Genomic DNA, 21243 nt, shown 5'->3' with positions numbered 1-21243 from the left:
AGCCGGTCGGCGGTCCGGGCCGGAACGCCGAAGCGTACGACGAACCGCGAGACGGACGCACCGCCCGCGTCGTCCGCACCGTCGACACCGCCCGCCGGGCCCGCACTCTCGACGCGGGCGTCGTCCGCGGCAGCTCCCGCCTCCGCCGCGGCGGTGAGCAGCCGCGCCAGCTCTCCGGGGCGGTCAGCGACGGCGACCCACACCCGACTGGCCCGGCCCGTCGCGTCCGGCCGGGTGTCCGGGATCTCCGCGAGCCCGGAGACGCCCCGGTCGAGGAGGTCCACGAGGGTGAGCATGCCGTGGTCGCGCCCGCCGCCGGGCCGGGCAAGCTCGTCGAGCACCGGTACGAGGCGGGGTGGCGTCGCGCAGCCCCTGTCCGGCGAGGCTGGGCACGTCGGCCGGGCCCTCGCACAGCCTCGCGGCCATCAGGCCGGCCATGAGGTGGGGCACGTGAGAGGTCACGGCCACCGCCGCGTCGTGGTTCTGGCTGCGCACCACGACCGGGACGGCCTCACACAGGGCGACCAGCTCCAGAGCCCGGTCGAAGGCGTCGTCCGTGGTCAGCCGGGACGGCGTGAGCACCCAGTTGCGGTCGCGGAAGAGGTCGGCGCGGGCGGCGAGCGGGCCGGCGCGCTCACGGCCCGCGAGCGGATGCCCGCCGATGTAGCGGTGCGGGTCGGGGGCGTGGCTCAGGGCGGCCCGCTAGGGGCCCGCCTTCACCGACGCCACGTCGGTGTAGCACCCGTTCGAAAAGGCACCGCCCATAAACGGAAAGGCCCGCCGATTTTACGGCCGGAATCCCGCCCCACATTTTCCCTTCGGTTTCTTGGACGCTACGCGTCTTGGACACCCATGGGCCGTCCATTGCGCGCGTGGCCAGATCCGAAAGCGGATCGTAGAGTCCAGAAGCTCATTTCTCTCCGGATCTGGAGACACTCATGAGGGATATACCGGAAGCAGCAGAATCAGCGGAATCACCCGAAGCAGCGGATCCGCTCGCGGATCTCTCCATCGACTACGTGGAGATGTACGTCGAGGACCTGGAGGCGGCGGTCGCCCACTGGACCGACCGGTACGCCTTCACGGTCGTCGGCACCGGCACCTCCGCGGAGCACCGCGGCGTCACCGTGCGACACGGACGGATCACCCTCGTACTGACCCAGGCGACGTCCGAGCTGCATCCCGCGTCCGCCTACGTCATGAGCCACGGGGACGGCGTCGCGGACATCGCGCTGCGCACCGCGGACCCCGACGCCGCCTTCCACGCGGGGCTCGCGCGCGGCGCGATCGCCCACCGCTTCCCGCGGCAGCGTACGGAGAGCGGCGCCGAGGAGCCCGCGGCGTTCCGCGGTTTCGGCGACCTGGTCCACACACTCGTCCGCCGCGGTCCCGACGAAGGACCCGGGCTGCCCGCCGGCCACGTGCCCGTGGAGGGCGCGGAGTCGAACGCCGAACGGGCCGCCGCCGTCGGCCTGTCGGAGCTCGACCACGTCGCCGTGTGTCTGCCCGCGGGTGACCTCGACGCGATGGTCGCGTACTACCGCGACGCCCTTGGTTTCCGGTTCGTCTTCGAGGAGCACATCGTCGTGGGCGCGCAGGCCATGGAGTCGAAGGTCGTGCAGAGCCGGTCCGGCACGGTGACCCTCACCCTCATCGAGCCGGACACCTCGGCCGCCACGGGGCAGATCGACGAGTTCCTCAAGGGCCATCAGGGCGCGGGCGTGCAGCACCTGGCGTTCTCCTCGCGGGACGCGGTGGAATCGGTGCGGGCGCTGGCCGGGCGCGGCGTCTCGTTCCTGCGCACCCCGGCGTCGTACTACGACCTGCTCGGGCAGCGCGTGGACCTGGGCGAGGAGCGGCTGGCCGATCTGCGGTCGACGCACGTCCTCGCGGACGAGGACCACGACGGGCGGCTCTTCCAGATCTTCACCGCGTCGACCCATCCGCGGAAGACGCTGTTCTTCGAGGTCATCGAGCGCCAGGGAGCGGCGACCTTCGGCAGCGCGAACATCAAGGCGCTCTACGAGGCGGTGGAGCTGGAGCGGACCAAGCAGCATGGATTCGACCAGCGCTGACCGCGCCGTACGCCCCGAGGATCTGCGCTGCCTCGCCGACGCCGAGCGCGCCGCCGCCGCCGTACTGCCCGCCGCTGTCCGCGACTTCGTCGCCGGGGGAAGCGGCGCCGAGGTGACGCTCGACGCCAACCGCACCGCGCTGGACCGGGTGTTCGTCGTCCCGCGCGTGCTCAGGGACGTGTCGGGGTGCACGACGGGGACCACACTGCTCGGGCGTCCGGCCCGGCTGCCCCTCGCGCTCGCGCCGGTCGCCTACCAGCGGCTCGTGCACCCCGCGGGGGAGCCGGCCGCCGCCCGAGCGGCGCGGGCTGCCGGGGTGCCGTTCACCGTGAGCACCCTCAGCAGCGTCCCCGTGGAAGCGCTCACGGCACTGGGCGGGGACGTCTGGTTCCAGCTCTACTGGCTGCGCGACACCGAACGCTCCCTCGACCTGGTCCGCCGCGCCGAGGACGCCGGCGCGACGGCGGTCATGCTCACGGTCGACGTGCCGTGGATGGGGCGGCGCCTGCGCGACGTACGCAACCGGTTCGCGCTGCCGGACCATGTGCGCGCCGCCCACCTGGAGGAAGGCCCGTCCGCGGCGCACAGGGCACCGTCCGGTCGCGCGTCCGCGTTGGCCGCGCACACGGCGGCCGTGTTCTCGCCCGCCCTGACGTGGTCGTCGGTGGAGGCGCTGCGGGAACACACCCGGCTGCCGCTGGTCCTGAAGGGGATCCTGGCGGCCGAGGACGCGGTGCGCGCCGTCGAGTGCGGGGTGGACGCCGTGGTGGTGTCCAATCACGGTGGCCGCCAGCTGGACGGCGCCCTGCCGAGCGTCGACGCGCTGCCGGACGTGGTCGGCCGGGTGGCCGGACGCTGCGAGGTCCTCATGGACAGCGGCATCCGCTGCGGTACGGACGTGCTGCGAGCCCTGGCGCTCGGCGCGTCCGGCGTCCTCGTCGGCAGGCCCGCGCTCTGGGGTCTTGCCGCGGGCGGCGAGGGCGGGGTGCGGCGGGTCCTCGACCTGCTGGCGGACGAGTTCCGGGACGCGCTGGGCCTCGCGGGGTGCCCGGACGCGGCGGCGGCGCGGGAACTGCGGACGGTGCGGCGCGACGGCTGACACGACGAGCGGGAGGAATTCAAGCGTCCATCGGCAATTGAATACCGGGGCACGACCGGACAGGGTAAGGAGAAATGCTTTCTCCGATACAGCCGATCGGCGGGCGCGCGGCGAACGGCGGCACGATTGGCAGCGGGTCGAGCACGCGGACTAGAATCGTGGGGTTTGCCCCCGAGCCGCGTACGGAGCCCCGCCCATGCACAGCCCTCACGATCCGTTCGTACGCGTCCGGGGCGCCCGGGAGCACAATCTGCAGGGCGTCGACGTGGACATTCCGCGTGATGTCCTGGTCGTCTTCACGGGCGTGTCCGGCTCCGGAAAGTCGTCGCTCGCGTTCGGCACGATCTACGCGGAGGCGCAGCGGCGGTACTTCGAGTCCGTCGCCCCGTACGCGCGGCGTCTGATCCACCAGGTGGGTGCGCCGAAGGTCGGCGAGATCACCGGTCTGCCGCCCGCCGTCTCGCTCCAGCAGCGCCGCTCGGCGCCGACGTCCCGCTCCTCAGTCGGCACGGTCACCACCCTGTCCAACTCCCTGCGCATGCTCTTCTCGCGCGCGGGCCGCTACCCGGAGGGCGCCGAGCGGCTCGACTCGGACGCCTTCTCGCCCAACACGGCGGCCGGCGCCTGCCCCGAGTGCCACGGCCTCGGCCGCGTGCACCGCACCACCGAGGAACTGCTCGTCCCCGACCCGTCGCTGTCCATCCGCGAGGGCGCCATCGCGGCCTGGCCCGGGGCGTGGCAGGGCAAGAACCTGCGCGATGTCCTCGACGCGCTCGGATACGACGTGGACCGGCCGTGGCGCGAACTCCCGCAGTCGGAGCGCGACTGGATCCTGTTCACGGACGAGCAGCCCGTGGTGACGGTGCACCCGGTGCGCGAGGCGGGCCGGATCCACCGCCCCTACCAGGGCACGTACATGAGCGCCCGGCGCTACGTCCTGAAGACCTTCGCGGACTCCAAGAGCCAGACGCTGCGCGCGAAGGCCGAGCGGTTCCTCGCGAGCGCGCCGTGCCCCGGGTGCGGCGGGAGCAGGCTGCGTCCGGAGGCGATGGCGGTGACATTCGCGGGCCGCACGATCGCCGAACTCGCCGCGCTGCCGCTGTCCGAGCTCGCCGAGGCCCTGGCCGGGGCCGCGGACACGTCCGAGACGGCGCGTGTCCTGACGGAGGACCTCCTCGCGCGCATCGCGACCGTCACCGAGCTCGGTCTCGGTTACCTCAGCCCGGACCGCGCCACGCCCACCCTGTCGGCGGGCGAACTGCAGCGCCTGCGCCTCGCGACGCAGCTGCGCTCGGGGCTCTTCGGGGTCGTGTACGTCCTGGACGAGCCGTCGGCGGGACTGCATCCGGCCGACACTGAGGCCCTGTTGACGGTCCTGGACCGGCTCAAGGCGGCGGGCAACTCCGTCTTCGTCGTGGAGCACCACCTCGATGTCGTACGGCACGCCGACTGGCTCGTCGACGTCGGGCCGCAGGCGGGCGAGCACGGCGGGCGGGTCCTGCACAGCGGTCCGGTGGCGGAACTCGAAGGCGTCGACGAGTCGGCGACGGCCCGCTTCCTCTTCGACCGCGCGGCCCCGTCCGCCCGTGACGTGCGCACTCCGCAGGGCTGGTTGAAGGTCGGCCCGGTCGCCCGGCACAACCTGCGCGGAGTGACGGCGGAGATCCCGCTCGGCGCCTTCACCGCCGTCACGGGTGTGTCGGGTTCGGGCAAGTCCACGCTCGTCGGCGAGATCACCGAGGAGCTGCCGGGGGTCGGACGGCTGGTGTGTGTCGACCAGAAGCCGATCGGGCGCACCCCGCGCTCCAACCTCGCCACGTACACGGGCCTCTTCGACGTCGTGCGCAAGGTCTTCGCGGCCACGGACACGTCGAAGGAGCGCGGTTACGGGGTGGGCCGGTTCTCCTTCAACGTGGCGGGCGGCCGCTGCGAGACCTGCCAGGGCGAGGGCTTCGTCAGCGTGGAGCTGCTCTTCCTGCCGAGCACGTACGCGCCGTGCCCCGACTGCGCGGGCGCCCGCTACAACCCCGAGACTCTCGAAGTGACGTACCAGGGACGGAACATCGCGGAGGTCCTCGACCTGACCGTCGAGGCCGCCGCGGACTTCTTCGCCGACACCCCGGCCGTCGTGCGCAGCCTGCGCACGCTCCTCGACGTCGGCCTCGGCTATCTGCGCCTCGGCCAGCCCGCCACGGAGCTCTCGGGCGGCGAGGCCCAACGCATCAAGCTGGCGAGCGAGTTGCAGCGCGTCCGGCGTGGCCACACGCTCTACCTCCTGGACGAGCCCACGACCGGCCTGCACCCGGCCGACGTGGAGGTCCTCACCCACCGCCTGCACGAACTGGTCGACGGCGGCAACTCCGTGGTCGTCGTCGAGCACGACATGGCGGTGGTCGCGGGCGCGGACTGGGTCATCGACCTCGGCCCCGGCGGTGGCGACCGCGGCGGACTCGTGGTGGCGGCGGGCCCGCCCGCGGAGGTGGCGCGCGCGGAGGGCAGCCGCACCGCGCCGTACCTGGCACGGGCGCGCCGACCGCTCCGATAGGCGTCCTCGCTAGCGGCTCACCTTCCGGGTGGCCCGCAGCCACTCCTTGTTCATGGCGGCGATGGACGGCAGCGGAATGCCCTTCGGGCAGGCGGTGGCGCACTCACCGGTGAGCGTGCAGCCGCCGAAGCCCTCGGCGTCCATCTGCGCGACCATGTCGAGCACCCGGGTCTCCCGCTCGGGGGCGCCCTGCGGAAGCACGTTCAGGTGGTTGACCTTGGCCGAGGTGAAGAGCATCGCCGACCCGTTGGGGCAGGCCGCCACGCACGCCCCGCAGCCGATGCACTCGGCGTGCTCGAAGGCGGAGTCCGCGTCCGGCTTGGGCACCGGCGCGGCGTGCGCCTCGGGCGCCGAGCCGGTCGGTGCGCTGATGTAGCCGCCGGACTGGATGATGCGGTCGAAGGCGGACCTGTCCACCACCAGGTCCTTGACGACGGGGAAGGCCGAGGCGCGCCACGGCTCGATGTCGATCGTGTCGCCGTCCTCGAAGGAGCGCATGTGGAGCTGGCAGGTGGTGGTGCGCTCGGGGCCGTGCGCGTCGCCGTTGATGACGAGCGAGCAGGCCCCGCAGATGCCCTCGCGGCAGTCGTGGTCGAAGGCGACGGGGTCCTCGCCCTTGACGATGAGCTCTTCGTTGAGGGTGTCGAGCATTTCGAGGAAGGACATGTCGGAGGAGATTCCGTCCACTTCGTACGTGGACATCGCTCCGTCGGCGTCGGCGTTCTTCTGGCGCCAGACGCGCAGGGTGAGCTTCATGCGTAGCTCCGCTGGGTGGGGTGGACGTACTCGAAGACGAGGTCTTCTTTGTGGAGGACGGGGGCGGCGCCGGTGTCGGTGAACTCCCAGGCGGCGGCGTACGAGAACTCCTCGTCGACGCGGGCCGCCTCGCCGTCCGGGGTCTGGGACTCCTCGCGGAAGTGGCCGCCGCAGGACTCGGCGCGGTGCAGGGCGTCGAGGCACATCAGCTCGGCGAGTTCGAGGTAGTCGACGATGCGGTTCGCCTTCTCCAGGGACTGGTTGAACTCCTCGCCGGTGCCGGGCACCTTGATGCGGCGCCAGAACTCCTCGCGGATCTGCGGGATGCGCTCGAGGGCCTTGAGCAGGCCGCTCTCCGTGCGGGCCATTCCGCAGAACTCCCACATCACTTCGCCGAGTTCGCGGTGGAAGGAGTCGGGGGTGCGGTCGCCGTCGACGGACAGGAGCAGGTTGAGGCGGTCCTCGGTCTCGGCGAGCACCTCCTGCACGACCGGGTGGTCGTCGCTCACCTCGTCCTTGTGCGGGTTGCGTGCGAGGTAGTCGTTGATGGTGGACGGCAGCACGAAGTAGCCGTCGGCGAGGCCCTGCATGAGGGCGCTCGCGCCGAGCCGGTTGGCGCCGTGGTCGGAGAAGTTGGCCTCGCCGATGGCGAAGAGGCCGGGGACGGTGGTCTGCAGGTCGTAGTCGACCCAGAGGCCGCCCATCGTGTAGTGGACGGCGGGGTAGATCCGCATCGGCACCTCGTACGGGTTCTCCGCGGTGATCCGCTCGTACATGTCGAAGAGGTTGCCGTACTTCTCCTCGACCTTGTTCTTGCCCATCCGCTGGATGGCGTCGGCGAAGTCGAGGTAGACGCCCTGGCCACCGGGCCCGACCCCGCGCCCCTCGTCGCACACGTTCTTCGCGGCGCGCGAGGCGATGTCACGCGGCACCAGGTTGCCGAAGGAGGGGTAGATGCGCTCCAGGTAGTAGTCGCGCTCGTCCTCGGGGATCTGGGCGGCGGGCCGGTCGTCGCCCTTGGCCTTGGGCACCCAGATGCGTCCGTCGTTGCGCAGCGACTCGCTCATCAGCGTCAGCTTGGACTGGTGGTCACCGGTGCGCGGGATGCAGGTGGGGTGGATCTGGGTGAAGCAGGGGTTGGCGAAGTACGCGCCGCGCCGGTGGGCCCGCCACACGGCGGTGGCGTTGGAGTTCATGGCGTTGGTCGACAGGTAGAAGACGTTGCCGTAGCCGCCGGAGGCCAGGACCACGGCGTCGGCGAAGTAGGTGTCGATCTTCCCGGTGATCAGGTCGCGGGCGACGATGCCGCGTGCCCGCCCGTCGACGACGATCACGTCCAGCATCTCGGTCCGCGGGTGCATCTCCACGTTGCCCGCCGCGATCTGCCGGCTGAGCGCCTGATAGGCCCCGAGCAGCAACTGCTGGCCCGTCTGTCCGCGGGCGTAGAACGTCCGGGACACCTGCACGCCGCCGAAGGAGCGGGTGTCGAGGAGCCCGCCGTACTCGCGGGCGAACGGCACGCCCTGTGCGACGCACTGGTCGATGATCTCGACGGAGATCTGCGCGAGCCGGTGGACGTTGGACTCGCGGGCGCGGAAGTCGCCGCCCTTGACGGTGTCGTAGAAGAGCCGGTGGACGGAGTCGCCGTCGTTGCGGTAGTTCTTCGCGGCGTTGATGCCGCCCTGCGCCGCGATGGAGTGGGCTCGACGCGGCGAGTCCTGGTAGCAGAACTGCACGACGCGGTAGCCCTGTTCGGCGAGGGTGGCCCCGGCGGATCCGCCGGCGAGCCCCGTCCCGACGACGATCACGGTCTGCTTGCGCCGGTTGGCCGGGTTGACGAGCTTCGCCTCGAAGCGGCGGGTGTCCCAGCGCTCGGCGATGGGCCCGGTGGGCGCCTTGGTGTCGACGACCGGTTCGCCCGTCGTGTACGCGGAGTACTCACTGGAGTAGTTCATGGGTCAGCTCACCAGTCCGGTCATGACGGCCACGGGTACGGAGACGAAGCCCACGGTCAGCACGAGGGCGAGACCGTTGGCGAGGGGCTTGAGGACGCGGTTGCGGGTCGCGGTGCCCACGCCCAGGGTCTGCGCGGCGCTCCACAGTCCGTGCCGCACGTGGAAGCCGACGGCGACCACGGCGACGATGTAGACGACGTTGCCGTACCAGGTGGAGAAGGTGTCCACGATGTTCTGGTACGGCTTCAGGTGCTCATAGCCGTCCGGGTGCACGGTGCCGGTCGTCAGATCCAGGATGTGCCAGACGATGAAGAGGGCGATGATGATGCCGCCCCAGCGCATGGTGCGGGTCGCGAAGCTCGCCTCGCGCCGCTTGTGCACGTACTGGGTGGGGCGCGCCTTGATGTCGCGGCGGCTCAGCTGGTACGCGGACACGGCGTGCGCGACGACGGCGGCGACGAGCACGACGCGGAACAGCCAGAGCGTCCATTCGTAGTGCATGAAGGGCTCGCCGAGGGTGCGGAGCCAGTGCGCGTAGTGGTTGATCTCCGCGGGGCCGAAGAAGATCTTCAGGTTCCCGATCATGTGCAGGAACAGATAGAGCAGCATGATCAAGCCGCTGACCGCCATCACCGTTTTCTTGCCGATGGTGGAGTCCCAGAGCGTACGGGTCATGGACGGCCGTTTGTCCGTCCGCGTTGCCAGAGCCATGTCAGAGACGCTAAGGCCGAAAGTCCCGATCGGTCCAAGAGATGGTTCGGCTCATCTCCATAGCCTGAGCCTATGCAGGGTCGTACGGTGGTCCCATGCAGTTCCAGCAGCTCCACTACTTCGTGGCCGTCGCCGAGACCCGGCACTTCACGCGGGCGGCGGAAGAGGTCCACGTCTCCCAGCCCTCCCTCTCGCAGCAGATCCGCGCCCTGGAGAAGGAACTGGGCGCCGAACTCTTCAGCCGGGCACGCGGCAACATCACCCTGACGGACGCGGGCGAGGCGCTGCTCCCCCTCGCCCGACGCATCCTGGCCGACGCGGACACGGCCCGCATCGAGGTGCAGGAACTGGCACAGCTGCGCCGTGGCCGGATCCGGCTCGGCGCGACACCGAGCGTGTGCACGGGCCTGCTCCCGGACGTCCTGCGCGCCTTCCACGACCGCCACCCGGGGATCCAGCTCCTCATCGAGGAGGGCGGCTCGCACGATCTGGTCCGCGAACTGGCACGCGGCGCGCTGGACCTGGCCCTGGTGGTCCTCCCCCTCCCGTCCCCCTCCCCGGCCCTCACCACCCTCGAACTGCTCCGCGAGGACCTGGTGGTGGTCTCGGCACCGGGTGCACGCTCACTCGGCCGCGAGGTCCGCATCGCCGACCTCCAGGGCGAACGCCTCGTGATGTTCCGTCACGGCTACGACCTGCGAGAACTCACCGTCTCCGCCTGTCGCGCCGAGGGCTTCGAGCCCGAGTTCGCGGTGGAGGGCGGCGAAATGGACGCGGTCCTCGGCTTCGTCCGAGCGGGCCTGGGCGTGGCGGTGGTCCCCCGCATGGTCGCGGAACGCTCGGGCCCCGACCTCCGCATGACCCCCCTGGCCAAGCCGAGCCTCCACCGAACGATCGCCCTGGCCCACCGCAGCGACGTGGCACCGCCGCGGGCGGCACGCGAACTCCAGCGGATGCTGCTGGAACGCTGAGACCCAAGCTCTGTGGGGCCCGGTTACGGCAACCCGCCCGTCCCGGGATCGCGGCCCGTCAGGCAGTACGGCACGCCCGCCGGGTCCCGCATCACGAGCCAGTTCGCGCCGCGTGACACGTACGTGGCGCCGAGCGTCTCGTGCCGGGCTCGGACCGCGTCCGGGGACGAGCAGGCCAGGTCCAGGTGGGCTCCGGCGGGGGACGGGGATTCCAGGCGTTGGAGGAGGAGGCGGAGGGGGAGCGTCCGGGGTGGAGTGACGCGGTGGAACTCGGGGCGGGTGCTCGGCGTGGACTCCCAGCCCGTGAGGGTCGCCCAGAAAGTGATCTCGGTGTCGTACGACTGCGGGGGGATGTCCACGCACACCTGGTCCAGGATGCTGACCGTGCCGTCGGGGGCCGTGAGCGGTGCGGGGCGGGACGTCTCGCCGGACCAGGGAACGACGCAGAACAGCACGCCCGCCGGGGAGCGGAGCACCTCCAGGCCGTCCTCCGCGTGGACCGGGGCGGCGCCGAGTGCGCGCGCCTCGGCCGCGGTGGCGGCGACGTCGTCCACGGCGAGGTCCAGGTGGGTACCGCCCGGACCGCCGTCGACGGCCTGCGCCTTGACGTACGCGTCGGCGGGGTCCGGGGGGAGCAGCGTCACGAACTCGTCGGTCGCGCCCCGGGGTGCGGAGAGGTGCGAGCCGGTGACCGCCGCCCAGAAGGCGCACGCCTGCGGGAAGCGGTCGCGCGGCCGGTCGACGAACGCGTATGCCCAGCGGATCACGGTACGAGCCGTCCTGTTGTCATGGTCAGCCCGTCGCGTCCGCGAGTGCCAGTTCGTGCAGGCGGTCCGGCGGGCCCGGGCGGGCGTAGTACCACCCCTGGGCCGTGTCGCAGCCGAGTTCCCGCAGCTGGTCCGCCTGTGCGCCCGTCTCCACACCCTCCACCGTGACCGCGAGGTCGAGGCTGTGCGCGAGGGCGACGATCCCCTCGACGATCTTGAGGTCGACCGGGTCGGCGGGGAAGTGCTGCATGCCCTGGGTGAACGAGCGGTCCAGCTTGAGGACGCTCACCGGCAGGCGGCGCAGGTTGGCGAGGTTGGAGTAGCCCGTGCCGAAGTCGTCGAGGGCGATGTCCACGCCCATCTCGGCGAGCCTGCGCAGCGGCTTGAGCAGGTCGTCGTCGGCCCCTATCAGCGCGGACTCCGTGACCTCCAGGCACAGGGCGCCCGGCTCCAGGCCCTCGCGCTCCAGGATGTCGACCGTGTCGGAGACGAGCCCGGGGTGGGTCAGCTGCATCGGCGACAGGTTGACGTTGACGCGCAGCGGGCCGGCTTCGGTGTGGCGGGCCTCCCAGCGGCGGGCCTGGCGTACGGACTCCTCGAGGACCCAGCGGCCGAGCGGCACGATCAGGCCGGTGTGCTCGGCGAGGGGGATGAAGCGGTCCGGGCCGATGATGCCGTGCTGGGGGTGCAGCCACCGCACCAGTGCCTCGGCGCCGCGCACGCTGCCGTCACCGAGGTGGACGAGCGGCTGGTACTCGATGAAGAACTCGCCGCGCTCCAGGGCGGCGGGCAGCGCCGTGGTCAGGCCGTGCCGGGTGATCGCGCGGGCGTCGGCCTCGGGGTCGGCGAGTTCGTAGCGGTTGCCGCCCGCGGACTTGGCCCGGTACATCGTGATGTCGGCGCTGCGCAGGACCTCCGCGGCACCGCGCTCGTTGGCCGGGCCCTCCACGACACCGATGCTGCCGCGCACGGTCAGCTCGCGCCCGTCGACGCGGATGGGCGTCGCGAGGGCGTTCATGATGCGCCCGGCGAGCTCGTCGACCTCGGTCTCGGTGTCGGGGCCCGTGGTGAGGGCCACGAACTCGTCGCCGCCGAGCCGGGCCACCATCTCGCCGGGTGCGGTCGCGCAGGACTGCAACCGGTCGGCGACCTCGACGAGCAGCCGGTCGCCGGCCGCGTGCCCGAGGCTGTCGTTGACGGTCTTGAAGCCGTCGAGGTCGAGGTAGCAGAGCCCGAACCGGGCGTTCTGCCCGGCGGAGAGCGCCTTGTCCAGGCGTTCGAAGAACAGGGTGCGGTTGGGCAGTCCGGTGAGCGCGTCGTGGGTGGCCTCGTACCGCAGGCGGAGGTTGAGCAGCCGGCGCTCGGTGGTGTCCTCCATCAGCGCCAGCTGGTACTGCGGCACTCCGTCCGCGTCGCGCAGCAGCGACACCGTCAGGTTGGTCCACAGGACCGTGCCGTCCGGGCGGTAGAACGCCTTTTCCACGCGGTAGTGCTCGCGCTCGCCGCGCACCAGCTCCTCGTAGAGCTTCCAGACGTGGGGCGAGTCGTCGGGGTGCGTCCACTCCCCCACGTTGCGCCCGCGCAGCTGGTGTTCCAGGCCGCCGAACATGCGGATCAGCGCGTCGTTGACCTCGAGGACCGTGCCGTCGAGGTCGGCGATCCCGATGCCGATCGCGGCGCCCTGGAAGACGGCGCGGAAGCGTGCCTCGCTGGCATGCAGGGCCTCGGCGACGGCGCTGCGCGCGTTCAGCGCGGCCCGGGAGATGGCCTCCTGCTCGGCGAGGGTGCGCTCGCGGAGCGCCTGGGCGAAGCCCGCGGCCATGGCGTGCTGGATCCGCGCGGAGCGGGCCCGCAGCTCTTCGCGCGGTCCGTCGCCGCCGCAGTACAGGACCAGGTAGGCGTCGACGCAGTCGAGCGTGCGGCTGAGCGCCTCGGGGTCCGTGCAGTGCGTGCCGATGAGCGCGGCGCCGACGGCCTGGCTCTCCGCCGCGTCGAAGACCCGCTCCTGGAGCGCGACACTCAACCGCCTGGCGAGCGGCACCAGTTGCTGTTCGAATTCGGGACGGGTCAGCGAGGTGGCCGTCACGGGGAAGATCGCACGGCTCCAGATGGTGGCGAACCGCCGGATTCTGCCCTCGGGTCCGTCCTGCTCGCCGCTCAACGCTTCCGTCCCACGCCCGCGTATCCCGAGAAGGAGTACGGATCCTCCTCCTCGGGAGCAGTGTCGGGCCGCCAGTGCGGCATCGGCACCAGGCCGGGTTCCACCATGTCGTATCCCTCGAAGAACCGCGCGATCTCGTCGCGCGAGCGCATGATCAGTGGATTGCGGATGTCCTTGTATACACCGACCGTCCGGCCGGCTTGCTCGGGGGGAACGGGGATCCCTTCGTACGAGGCGTGACTGAGGACGACGAGGCTGCCGGGCGCGAGTGCGTCCCGCAGTTCGGCGACCGCCGCGTAAGGATCGTACGCGTCCTCGACGAAGTGCAGGACGGCGACAAGAAGAAGAGCCACCGGGCGGTCCAGGTCGAGGACCGACGCGACCTCCGAACTGCCCAGAATGTCCCGGGGTTTGCGCAGGTCCGCGGCGAGGGCGGCGGTGCGCTCGGTGCCTTCGAGCACGGCACGGCTGTGTGCGACGGCGACGGGGTCGTGGTCCACGTAGACGACGGCGGCCTCGGGGCTGGCCTGCTGTGCCACCTCGTGGACGTTGCCGAACGTCGGGATCCCGGAGCCGATGTCGAGGAACTGGGTGACGCCCTCCGCCACGGCGTGGTGCACCGCCCGCCGCATGAACGCACGGTTCGCCTGCATGATCTTCGGGAGGCCCGGCATGAACTCCATCGCCTTGCGGGCCGCCTCCCGGTCCACCTCGAAGTTGTGCGAGCCGCCCAGGTAGTAGTCGTAGATGCGGGAGACGCTGGGCATCGAGAGGTCGATGCCGGGCGGTGCCCAGGCGGGACGCTCCATCAAGACTCCAAGGCGTAGGGGGACGGCGCAGGCGATCCGGTGTTCGAGGGTGAGGCTACTGATCGTCCGCCAAGGGAGCGAGTCAAAACGGAAATTGGCCGTCCGTTCTCGGTCACTGCCTTTGGCAAGTGCCGTGTCCCACACAGTCGACCGGCCCGTCCCCTCCCTGTGATATGGGAGGGGACGGGCCGGTCTGTCCGTGTGCCGCGCCGGACTACCCGGGGGCGCCGACCGCCTTGCCCTGCGGGCTCGCCGCGTACCAAGTGCCCCCCACCCCCTGCCCGTTGGTGTCGCCGGGCTTCTCGTCGCCGGAGAAGGTGTACAGCGGCCAGCAGTCGATCGTCTGCTGTTTCTGCCCGTCCGGCCGGTCGAACACGGTGAAGCCCTTCTTGAGGATTCCTCGAGTGTCGTTCTTGTCCACCGGCGCCACCACCGGCCACTTGTCGAGGCAGGCTCCGGTGCAGGCGGACTTCATGGGCCAGGCGGAGTCCTTCGTGAAGCGGTAGACGGTCATGCCGTTCTTGTCGACGACGATCTCGCCGAGCTTCGGGTCCTTGCGGGTGGACAGGCCAGCCGGGTCGACGGGGGCGGTGTCGGGCGCCGCGGCGGGCGCCGCCTTCTTGCCGTCCGGGGCGGCGGCGTACCAAGTGCCACCGACGCCCTGGCCCTTGGCGTCGCCCGCCTCCGCGTCCTTCGCGAACCGGTACATCGGCCAGCCGTCGATGGTCAGCTGCTTGGTGCCGTCGGCGGCCGTGACCTCGCCGAGCAGGGACTCGTCGACGCCGGGAGCGGCCTTCGCGCCGTCGGCGGCGACAGGCGGCCATGCCTTCAGGCAGGCGGCGTCGCAGGTGGACTTGGGGGGCTGGGCGCTGTCCTTGTCGAAGCGGTAGAGGGTGCGGCCCTCGCTGTCGGTGACGACCTTTCCGAGCTTCTTGCTGTCCCACACCGCGAGTTGCCCGGCCGGCTTCGCCTTGGCGTCCGCACCCTTGTCCGCGGCGCCGGAGTCCGCTCCGTAGCCGCCGTCACCGCCGTAGCCGTCGCCCTTCGCCGGCGCTTCGTTGCCCACGTTCTGCCCGTTCGGGGACTGGTCGCCCTTCTCCTGGCCGCACGCCGTCGTCAGCGCCAGCAGGGCCGCGGCTGTCGCAACGAGCGAGGCGCTCCGCCAGGCCCTGGGGGAACCCCCACTTGGATACGGCATCGTTTGACTCCCACTGTCCGCAGAGGTGTCGTGGCACCCGGTTGCGCCGCGACATGGCCCTAGGTACGGGGCGGGGCGGTCGGCGCGTTCAACCGGGGTGCAAGATTCTTTGCGCGGTGCGTGGGGCGCGTGCGGTGTTCGAACACGGGCGAGGGCCGCGCGGGCCGTCCGTCAAACAAGCGACGCGCACGGGTCCTCCCTTCGGGTCATTCGGTGGCTCGGATGGCGTAGCGGGCGCGCGTGGGGCTCATGCTCCTCGTCGTGCACGGAACTTCGCGAGCCTTGTCGCCCCTCGTCACGCGCGTGTTGGCGCTCGTCGCGCTCGCCCTGCTGCTCGGCGCGTCGTCGGCCGTCGGCACGGCGTCCGCCGACGCCTGCGCCTACGCGTCGATCGGCCCGGGCGGCACGGGTGGCGACAACGTGGCCGTCGCGGGCGACGGAGCCGACTGCCATGCCGGGCCGGTGCGTCCCCCGAAGCCGCCGCCTCCGCCCCCTCCCCCGGAACCACCACCTCCGCCCCCGCCTCCCGAGCCGCCCGCGCCCGAACCGCCCCCGGCGCCCCCGGCTCCCGCACCGCCCGAGCCGTCCGTACGTCCCGCGGCACCACCGCCTCCACCGCCCCGGCAGGCCGCGGCTCCGGCGCCCGCGCCGAAGCCCGAGCCCAAGCCGTCCTCCCGCCCGCCGAAGCCGCCCAAGGCCGAACCGGAGCCGGAGCCCGTCACGTATCCGGAGTACCACGCTCCGCCCCGCAAACAGCCGCCGCGCCACGGCCCGTCCCTCGTCTCGCTCACCCTGCTCGTCACGGCACCCGCGGTGCTCGCCGTCGCCGCGCTGCGCCCGCGCTGACCGCCGGAGGTATCCATGTCGGAATGGCTTGTTCTCACCCTCGCGATGGTGGCCGCTTGCGGTGTCGTGCTCATCGTGACCCTCCTGCGGCACCGCAGGACCGGCGCGGACTACGACGCGTCCGAGACCCCGGACGTGATCGAGTACATGACCATGATGATCGGTGTCGTGTACGCCATCGTCCTTGGCCTGGCCATCGCGGGTGTCTGGGAGGCGCGCGGCGCCGCCCAGGAACACGTCCGCGTCGAGGCGCAGGCGCTGCACGAGGTCTCGGAGCGGGCGCGGATCTACCCGGAGGAAGTGCGGGACCGTATTCGCGACGACGTCCACACCTATGTCAGCCATGTCGTCACCACCGAGTGGGACACCATGAAGTCCAAGGGAGAACTCACCGACCGCGGCGCGGAACTCCTGGCGCGCGTACGTCATGACGTGACCGACTACGAACCGAAGTCGGATTTCGAGGCGCAGGCGTACCAGCCACTGGTCGACTCGGTGGCGGCCGCGGACGACGCGCGCAGCGCCCGTGCCGACAGCGTGGGCGCGACGATGCCGGGCGTGGTCTGGTTCGGTCTGATCACGGGCGGTCTCGTCACCATCGGCATGATCTTCGCCCTGCAGATCCGCCGTACACCGCGCGAACTGGTCCTCGCCGGACTGTTCTCCGCCCTCTTCGCCTTCCTGCTCTTCCTCATCTGGGACTTCGACGCCCCTTACAGCCGGGGCATCGCGGCGACGGCGGAACCCTTCAAGTCGCTGTTCCCCGGTCTCGGGGGCTGACCGCGCCCTTGCGGGCGAACCGCAGTCTCCACGGGGTGATCGCAGACTCGGCCTGCACGCGCAGGCTGAGTTTCGATTCGCCGTTGACGCGCTCCTCGAAGGTGATCGGCACTTCGGCGATGCGCAGGCCGCGCCGGAGCACGCGGTCATTCATCTCGACCTGGAAGGAGTAGCCGTTGCTCCGCACCGAGGGCAGGTCGATCGCTTCCAGCGCGGTGCGGCGCCACGCCTTGAACCCGGCCGTGGCGTCCTTGACGCCGAGCCGCAGGACCGCGTTGACGTAGAAGTTCGCCCAGGCGGAGAGCGCTCTGCGGTGCCAGGCCCATGCGGTGGCGAGCGCGCCGCCCGCCACGTAGCGGGATCCGATGACGACGGCCAGGTCGTCGCCGCCGGCGAGCAGGGTGCGCACCATCAGCGGAATCGTTTCCGCGGGGTGGGAGAGGTCGGCGTCCATCTGGACCACGACGTCGGCGCCGTCGGCGAGGGCACGGGTCATTCCGGCGACGTAGGCACGGCCGAGGCCGTCCTTCCGCGTCCGGTGCAGGACCGCGACGATTCCGTCGGACTCCGCCGCGATCCGGTCCGCGAGCGCGCCGGTGCCGTCGGGCGAGCCGTCGTCGACCACGAGGACGCGCAGGTTCGGCAGGCCGAGCGAGGTGAGCAGGCCGACGAGGAGGGGCAGGTTCTCCCGCTCGTTGTACGTGGGGACGACGACCACGACCTTCGGGGAGGCCCGGCCGGCGGCCCGGGACGCCTGCTCCACGATCATCCCCCCGTACGACGCACCGCGCGGTCGTCCCCACCCTACGACAGGCATCACACGTTTCCGCCAACACCGCTGTGTCCAAGGTCAGTTGGTGGTCACCTCGGTCGCCTTGGCCGTTAACCGCGGTGCGCCGCGGCCCGAAACAGCGCACTCTGGTCCCATGGCCTGGCAATCACCGATCGTCGTCCACCCGCCCGCCGCCGACGGCGGACGGCAGGTCACCGTGCGCGGACAGGACGCGGGCGTCGCCCACAGCGACGAGGACCTGACGGAACTCCTGCGGCGGGCCGGGCTGAGCGAGGCCGACATCGCGCTGGACGACCGGCACCTCGTCGAGTGGCGCGGCGGGCCGCACGTATGGCCGCACGCCTGAACCCAGCCCCTCCGGCACCCCGACCCGACGGCACGCGCCGCCCCGACGCCTCCGCACACCACCAGCCCCCGCCGTCCGCGCCGCGCCGCGCGGTTCCCCCGTCCGGCCCACACGGTTGCCCCGTTCGCGCGACACGGATCGCGGCGCGCCGGGACGCTGCCTAGCGTTTCGGGCATCGAGGTGCATTTCAGGCGCCAGCGGAAGAAGGTCCGCAGCTGCCCCTCGGAGACCCGGAGGATTCACCATGCGCGCGATACGCGTCGCTTCGGCCGCTCTGCTCACCGCTTCCGCGCTGGCCCTCTCCGCACCGGCCGCTTCGGCGGCCGCCGTCGGCGAGGAGAACGTCACCGCGTTCGGTTTCAGCATCTCCCCCAAGACGGTCGCCGCGGGCGGCCAGGTCACCCTCAGCGTCGACGGGTGCGACGGCGACACGAAGGTCACTTCGGGCGTCTTCGACGACACCACCATCCCCAAGGGGCAGAAGTCCGCCACCGCCCAGGTGTTCTGGGACGCCAAGCCCGGCGCGATGTACGAGGTGACGTTCACCTGCAACGACAGCAACCCCGGCAGCGACAAGACCGACCTGACCATCGCCACCGGACGCCCCGACAACAACTCGCACCACAACCAGCACAACCAGCACAACAAGGGCGTCAAGGCCGGTATCGGCGGCAGCTTCGGCGGGCTCGACCTGCACGAGATCGCCCTCGGCAGCGCCCTGATCATCGGCACGCTGGGCACCGCGTATTACAAGGCCCGTCGGCGTACCGGCGAGGACAACTCCTGAGGCGAGCCGGGCAGCGCGCGACCCCCGGGATGTCTGGTCCCGGGGGCGCGGCGTTCCTCACCTGCCGTGCGAGCAGGGTGGTGCCGGGCGCGGGGCGGAAGGGGGTCGCGCCGGCACGACGGCGGTACGTGATCTCGTGTCAGGTCCCGTTCCCTCAGATCCTGTTCTCCGAGCGGCGGCGCATCCAGAACACCCCGCCACCGAGCAGCGCCGCGGCGACCAGCGCGCCGCCGATCGCCATGTCGGTGCCGGTCGCGCCCGACTGCGCGGTGCCGCCGACGCCGCCCCGCACACCGCCGTGGATGACGGTGAAGGCGGCCGGGCGGGTCAGCGTCTTGCCGCCGCAGTGGGCCGTGATGTCGTAGGCGCCGGGGCGGGCGTGCTTGTGGATGACCGCGGTGCCACTCGCCGTCGAGCCGCCCGAGATCTGGTGCAGGTTCGTGTCCGGGAAGGCGGGCGACGTGATCTTGCTGCCCGGCGTCTGGCAGGACGTCCCGTCGACGGTGACCGTCAGATGCCCTCCTCTCGGAATCACGCTGGGCATCGCCACGATGTTGGTCGGGTCGGCCCAGGCGGACGCGGCCGGGGCGGCGAGCCCGACGGCACCGACGGCCGCCGCGGCGACCGCGAGGGCACGTGTGGTCCGCATACGAGAAGTACGCATGGCAATCCTCCGCGGAAGGCGCCCCGGGGATACCGTCCCCGGTCGATCGGCGAGAGCGCCTCCCAGACTGACCCTCAGATGACGTGCGCGGACCCGCATGTCGGCGCTCGGCCGTCCCGGTGAGACGACACGCCGGGGCACGTCCGCGTGACCCGGCATCTCCGCAGGTCACGGACCGTCAGAAAAATCCTGCCGGGCGCGACTCGGATGGCGCACTTCGGACCGGTCGCCACCCGTTCGCTCCCGCCCTTTCGCACGCCGCGCGCCCCGCGCTTAGCGTTTTGGTACGCGCAACGGACACGGCTCTCCGCCGTGTTCGAGAGGGGATAGAGCATGCCTTCGTCCCAGCCGGCCGACGAGTTCGAATTCCAGGATCTGCAGGATTTCCAGGAGGCGGAGAAGCAGAAGAAGCGCGCCCCGTGGGGTGTGATGGCGCTCGTCCTGCTGACCGGACTCGCGTTGATCCGCAACGGCTCCGGGGAATTCGACGTGGGCCCGCCGCAGCCCGCGTCCGCGGCGGCGGCGGACCGTGCGCCCGACGCGGGGGACGCCGCCCCGGTGCCGCTCACGTTCTCGCCGGCCGAGCGCGTGCGGATCAAGGGCATCCGGGTCGACGCGCCGGTCATACAGGTGGGGTTGGATTCCGAGGGGTGGGTGGACGCGCCACCGCCCGAGGACCCGAATCTCGCGGGCTGGTTCACGGGCGCCGTGTCGCCCGGCGAGAAGGGCACGGCCGTGGTGGTCGGCCATGTGGACAACCAGCGGGGGCCCGCCGTCTTCTACGGCCTCGGCTCGCTGAAGAAGGGGAATCACATCGAGGTCGGCCGCGCGGACAAGAAGACGGCGATTTTCGAGATCTACGGCATCGAGGTCTTCGACAAGAACAAGTTCCCCGGCAAACGCGTGTACGGAAACAGCGGAACTCCCGAATTGCGGGTCATCACCTGCGGGGGCGGTTTCTCCAAACAGTCCGGATACGACGGGAACGTCGTGGTGTTCGCCCGTCTGGTCGCCGTGCGCTGAGCAGAGCGACCGACGGGCGGGGGGCTCAGGACATGGACACGTAGCGGCTCGGCACCGTGAGGCGGTAGCCGGAGTCGAGCAGTTCCGGCAGGTACGTGTGCAGCGCCTCGACGCTGCCCGAACGGTCGCCGCCCGCGTCGTGCGACAGCACCACGACGCCGGGCCCCGCGCCGGACCGCACGCGCCGCGTGATGGTCGCCGCGCCGGGCTCGGTCCAGTCGAGGGTGTCCACCGTCCAGGCGAGCGGTTCCATGCCGAGCTCGGCGCCCAGCTGGAAGGCGTTGCGGTTCCACGCGCCATAGGGGGCCCTGAACCACTCGGGAGGCTCGCCGGTGACCTCCTCGATGACGTCACAGGTGCGTTCGATCTCCTCGCGCATCGCGGCCCTGCCCATGCGGGTCAGCAGCGGGTGGCTCCAGGTGTGGTTGCCGATCACGTGCCCGTCGTCGGCCATCCGGCGCAGCAGGTCCCGGTTGTCGGCGGCCATCTCGCCGCAGACGAAGAACATCGCCCGCACGTCGTGCTTGCGGAGCGTCCGCAGGATGTCCGGTGTGTAGCGCGGGTCGGGCCCGTCGTCGAACGACAGGACCATCGACCGCTCCCGGCCCGGCATGCGCAGGATCGGTGCCCTGCGCACCTGGGGCAGGGCCCGCCGGGCGCGCTGGGGGCCGTATCCGGTGAGGGGCTGCAGGCGGTACGCGGAGGGTTTGAGGCGGCGGGCGGCGGGCGGGCCTCCGGCGGGTCCGCCCGCGGAGGCGGAGGGCCCGGGGGCGGACGCGCCCGGGGCGGATGGGCCACCCGCTTCCCCGCACGCCGCGGTCGTGGCCAGGCCGAGGAGCGCCGCGGCGCGGAGCAGGGCCCGCCGCCCCGGGGTCAGCTGATCTTCTTTCATGACTAATCCGTCGCATGGCGGAAGGCCGGGGCGGAACACCAACACCGGGGCGGCTCCCGAAAGCA

Annotated in this window: 20 protein-coding genes; 9 read left to right on the top strand and 11 right to left on the bottom strand. The window is 71.5% G+C overall.

Translation table 11 applies throughout. The features are described from left to right. Positions 1-183 precede the first annotated feature (183 nt). Positions 184-663, bottom strand: a complete 480-nt coding sequence (locus DEJ47_RS34405; protein ID WP_263398932.1) for a prephenate dehydrogenase/arogenate dehydrogenase family protein — start codon at positions 661-663, stop codon at positions 184-186. 275 nt (positions 664-938) lie between these two features. On the opposite strand from DEJ47_RS34405, the gene hppD reads away from it, so the two are divergent. From hppD to DEJ47_RS34390, 3 genes are all read left to right on the top strand, one after another. Then, positions 939-2075, top strand: coding sequence for a 4-hydroxyphenylpyruvate dioxygenase (gene hppD, locus DEJ47_RS34400; protein WP_150175034.1), 1137 nt, complete (start codon positions 939-941; stop codon positions 2073-2075). Beyond that, positions 2056-3174: an alpha-hydroxy acid oxidase gene (locus DEJ47_RS34395; RefSeq protein WP_150175033.1), complete on the top strand. Its 1119-nt coding sequence runs from the start codon at positions 2056-2058 to the stop codon at positions 3172-3174. The genes hppD and DEJ47_RS34395 overlap by 20 nt, the downstream gene beginning before the upstream one ends. Before the next feature lie 196 nt (positions 3175-3370). Next, on the top strand, positions 3371-5719 hold the full coding sequence (locus DEJ47_RS34390) for an ATP-binding cassette domain-containing protein (protein WP_150175032.1): 2349 nt from the start codon (positions 3371-3373) through the stop codon (positions 5717-5719). Between the two features lie 9 nt (positions 5720-5728). Here DEJ47_RS34390 and DEJ47_RS34385 read toward each other — a convergent pair whose 3' ends face one another. From DEJ47_RS34385 to DEJ47_RS34375, 3 genes are read right to left on the bottom strand one after another with little or no spacing between them, the layout of a single operon-like run. Then, positions 5729-6475, bottom strand: coding sequence for a succinate dehydrogenase/fumarate reductase iron-sulfur subunit (locus tag DEJ47_RS34385; RefSeq protein WP_150175031.1), 747 nt, complete (start codon positions 6473-6475; stop codon positions 5729-5731). Then, positions 6472-8430, bottom strand: coding sequence for a fumarate reductase/succinate dehydrogenase flavoprotein subunit (locus DEJ47_RS34380; protein ID WP_150175030.1), 1959 nt, complete (start codon positions 8428-8430; stop codon positions 6472-6474). The genes DEJ47_RS34385 and DEJ47_RS34380 overlap by 4 nt, the downstream gene beginning before the upstream one ends. A gap of 3 nt (positions 8431-8433) precedes the next feature. Then, on the bottom strand, positions 8434-9141 hold the full coding sequence (locus DEJ47_RS34375; protein WP_150175029.1) for a succinate dehydrogenase: 708 nt from the start codon (positions 9139-9141) through the stop codon (positions 8434-8436). Between the two features lie 95 nt (positions 9142-9236). On the opposite strand from DEJ47_RS34375, the gene DEJ47_RS34370 reads away from it, so the two are divergent. After that, positions 9237-10112: a LysR family transcriptional regulator gene (locus DEJ47_RS34370; RefSeq protein ID WP_150175028.1), complete on the top strand. Its 876-nt coding sequence runs from the start codon at positions 9237-9239 to the stop codon at positions 10110-10112. A 23-nt stretch (positions 10113-10135) separates the two neighbouring features. Here the strand turns inward: DEJ47_RS34370 and DEJ47_RS34365 are convergent, their stop codons facing one another. The 4 genes from DEJ47_RS34365 to DEJ47_RS34350 all read right to left on the bottom strand — a co-directional run bounded on the left by DEJ47_RS34365 (position 10136) and on the right by DEJ47_RS34350 (position 15047). Then, positions 10136-10879 carry a VOC family protein gene (locus DEJ47_RS34365; RefSeq protein ID WP_150175027.1) on the bottom strand — a complete coding sequence of 248 codons (744 nt, stop codon included), beginning with the start codon at positions 10877-10879 and terminating at the stop codon, positions 10136-10138. Between the two features lie 25 nt (positions 10880-10904). Next, entirely contained in the window at positions 10905-13040 is a 2136-nt protein-coding gene (locus DEJ47_RS34360; protein ID WP_150175026.1) for a putative bifunctional diguanylate cyclase/phosphodiesterase, read from the bottom strand. Next, positions 13037-13849: an SAM-dependent methyltransferase gene (locus DEJ47_RS34355; RefSeq protein ID WP_150175025.1), complete on the bottom strand. Its 813-nt coding sequence runs from the start codon at positions 13847-13849 to the stop codon at positions 13037-13039. The genes DEJ47_RS34360 and DEJ47_RS34355 overlap by 4 nt, the downstream gene beginning before the upstream one ends. A 214-nt stretch (positions 13850-14063) precedes the next feature. After that, positions 14064-15047 (bottom strand): SCO0930 family lipoprotein, encoded by a 984-nt coding sequence (locus DEJ47_RS34350; RefSeq protein ID WP_150175024.1) that lies wholly within the window; start codon positions 15045-15047, stop codon positions 14064-14066. A 261-nt stretch (positions 15048-15308) separates the two neighbouring features. On the opposite strand from DEJ47_RS34350, the gene DEJ47_RS36685 reads away from it, so the two are divergent. Then, positions 15309-15893, top strand: coding sequence for a hypothetical protein (locus DEJ47_RS36685; protein ID WP_223828615.1), 585 nt, complete (start codon positions 15309-15311; stop codon positions 15891-15893). Between the two features lie 15 nt (positions 15894-15908). Then, positions 15909-16673: a DUF4239 domain-containing protein gene (locus DEJ47_RS34340; protein WP_150175022.1), complete on the top strand. Its 765-nt coding sequence runs from the start codon at positions 15909-15911 to the stop codon at positions 16671-16673. On the opposite strand, the gene DEJ47_RS34335 is transcribed toward DEJ47_RS34340, so the two are convergent. Beyond that, on the bottom strand, positions 16642-17442 hold the full coding sequence (locus tag DEJ47_RS34335) for a polyprenol monophosphomannose synthase (RefSeq protein WP_150175021.1): 801 nt from the start codon (positions 17440-17442) through the stop codon (positions 16642-16644). The two genes, DEJ47_RS34340 and DEJ47_RS34335, sit on opposite strands and share 32 nt — an antisense overlap. A gap of 157 nt (positions 17443-17599) precedes the next feature. Between DEJ47_RS34335 and DEJ47_RS34330 the strand changes: the two genes are divergently transcribed. After that, the gene (locus tag DEJ47_RS34330) at positions 17600-17812 is read left to right on the top strand and encodes a hypothetical protein (RefSeq protein ID WP_150175020.1); all 213 of its coding nucleotides are present in this window, start codon (positions 17600-17602) and stop codon (positions 17810-17812) included. Between the two features lie 244 nt (positions 17813-18056). Continuing rightward, complete coding sequence (locus tag DEJ47_RS34325) at positions 18057-18599, top strand: hypothetical protein (RefSeq protein WP_150175019.1); 543 nt, start codon at positions 18057-18059, stop codon at positions 18597-18599. A gap of 154 nt (positions 18600-18753) precedes the next feature. Here DEJ47_RS34325 and DEJ47_RS34320 read toward each other — a convergent pair whose 3' ends face one another. Further along, on the bottom strand, positions 18754-19248 hold the full coding sequence (locus tag DEJ47_RS34320; RefSeq protein WP_150175018.1) for an LPXTG cell wall anchor domain-containing protein: 495 nt from the start codon (positions 19246-19248) through the stop codon (positions 18754-18756). A 444-nt stretch (positions 19249-19692) separates the two neighbouring features. Here DEJ47_RS34320 and DEJ47_RS34315 point away from each other — a divergent pair, with 444 nt between their 5' ends. Beyond that, positions 19693-20286, top strand: coding sequence for a class F sortase (locus DEJ47_RS34315; RefSeq protein ID WP_398338505.1), 594 nt, complete (start codon positions 19693-19695; stop codon positions 20284-20286). Positions 20287-20311: 25 nt separating this feature from the next. Here DEJ47_RS34315 and DEJ47_RS34310 read toward each other — a convergent pair whose 3' ends face one another. Then, the gene (locus tag DEJ47_RS34310) at positions 20312-21178 is read right to left on the bottom strand and encodes a polysaccharide deacetylase family protein (RefSeq protein WP_150175016.1); all 867 of its coding nucleotides are present in this window, start codon (positions 21176-21178) and stop codon (positions 20312-20314) included. Positions 21179-21243: the final 65 nt, after the last annotated feature.

This window comes from Streptomyces venezuelae (genome assembly GCF_008642355.1).
GTDB classification, from domain to species: Bacteria; Actinomycetota; Actinomycetes; order Streptomycetales; family Streptomycetaceae; genus Streptomyces; species Streptomyces venezuelae_B.
Note: the sequence above shows the minus strand (reverse complement) of the source record. Positions and strands in the feature narration are given on the sequence as shown.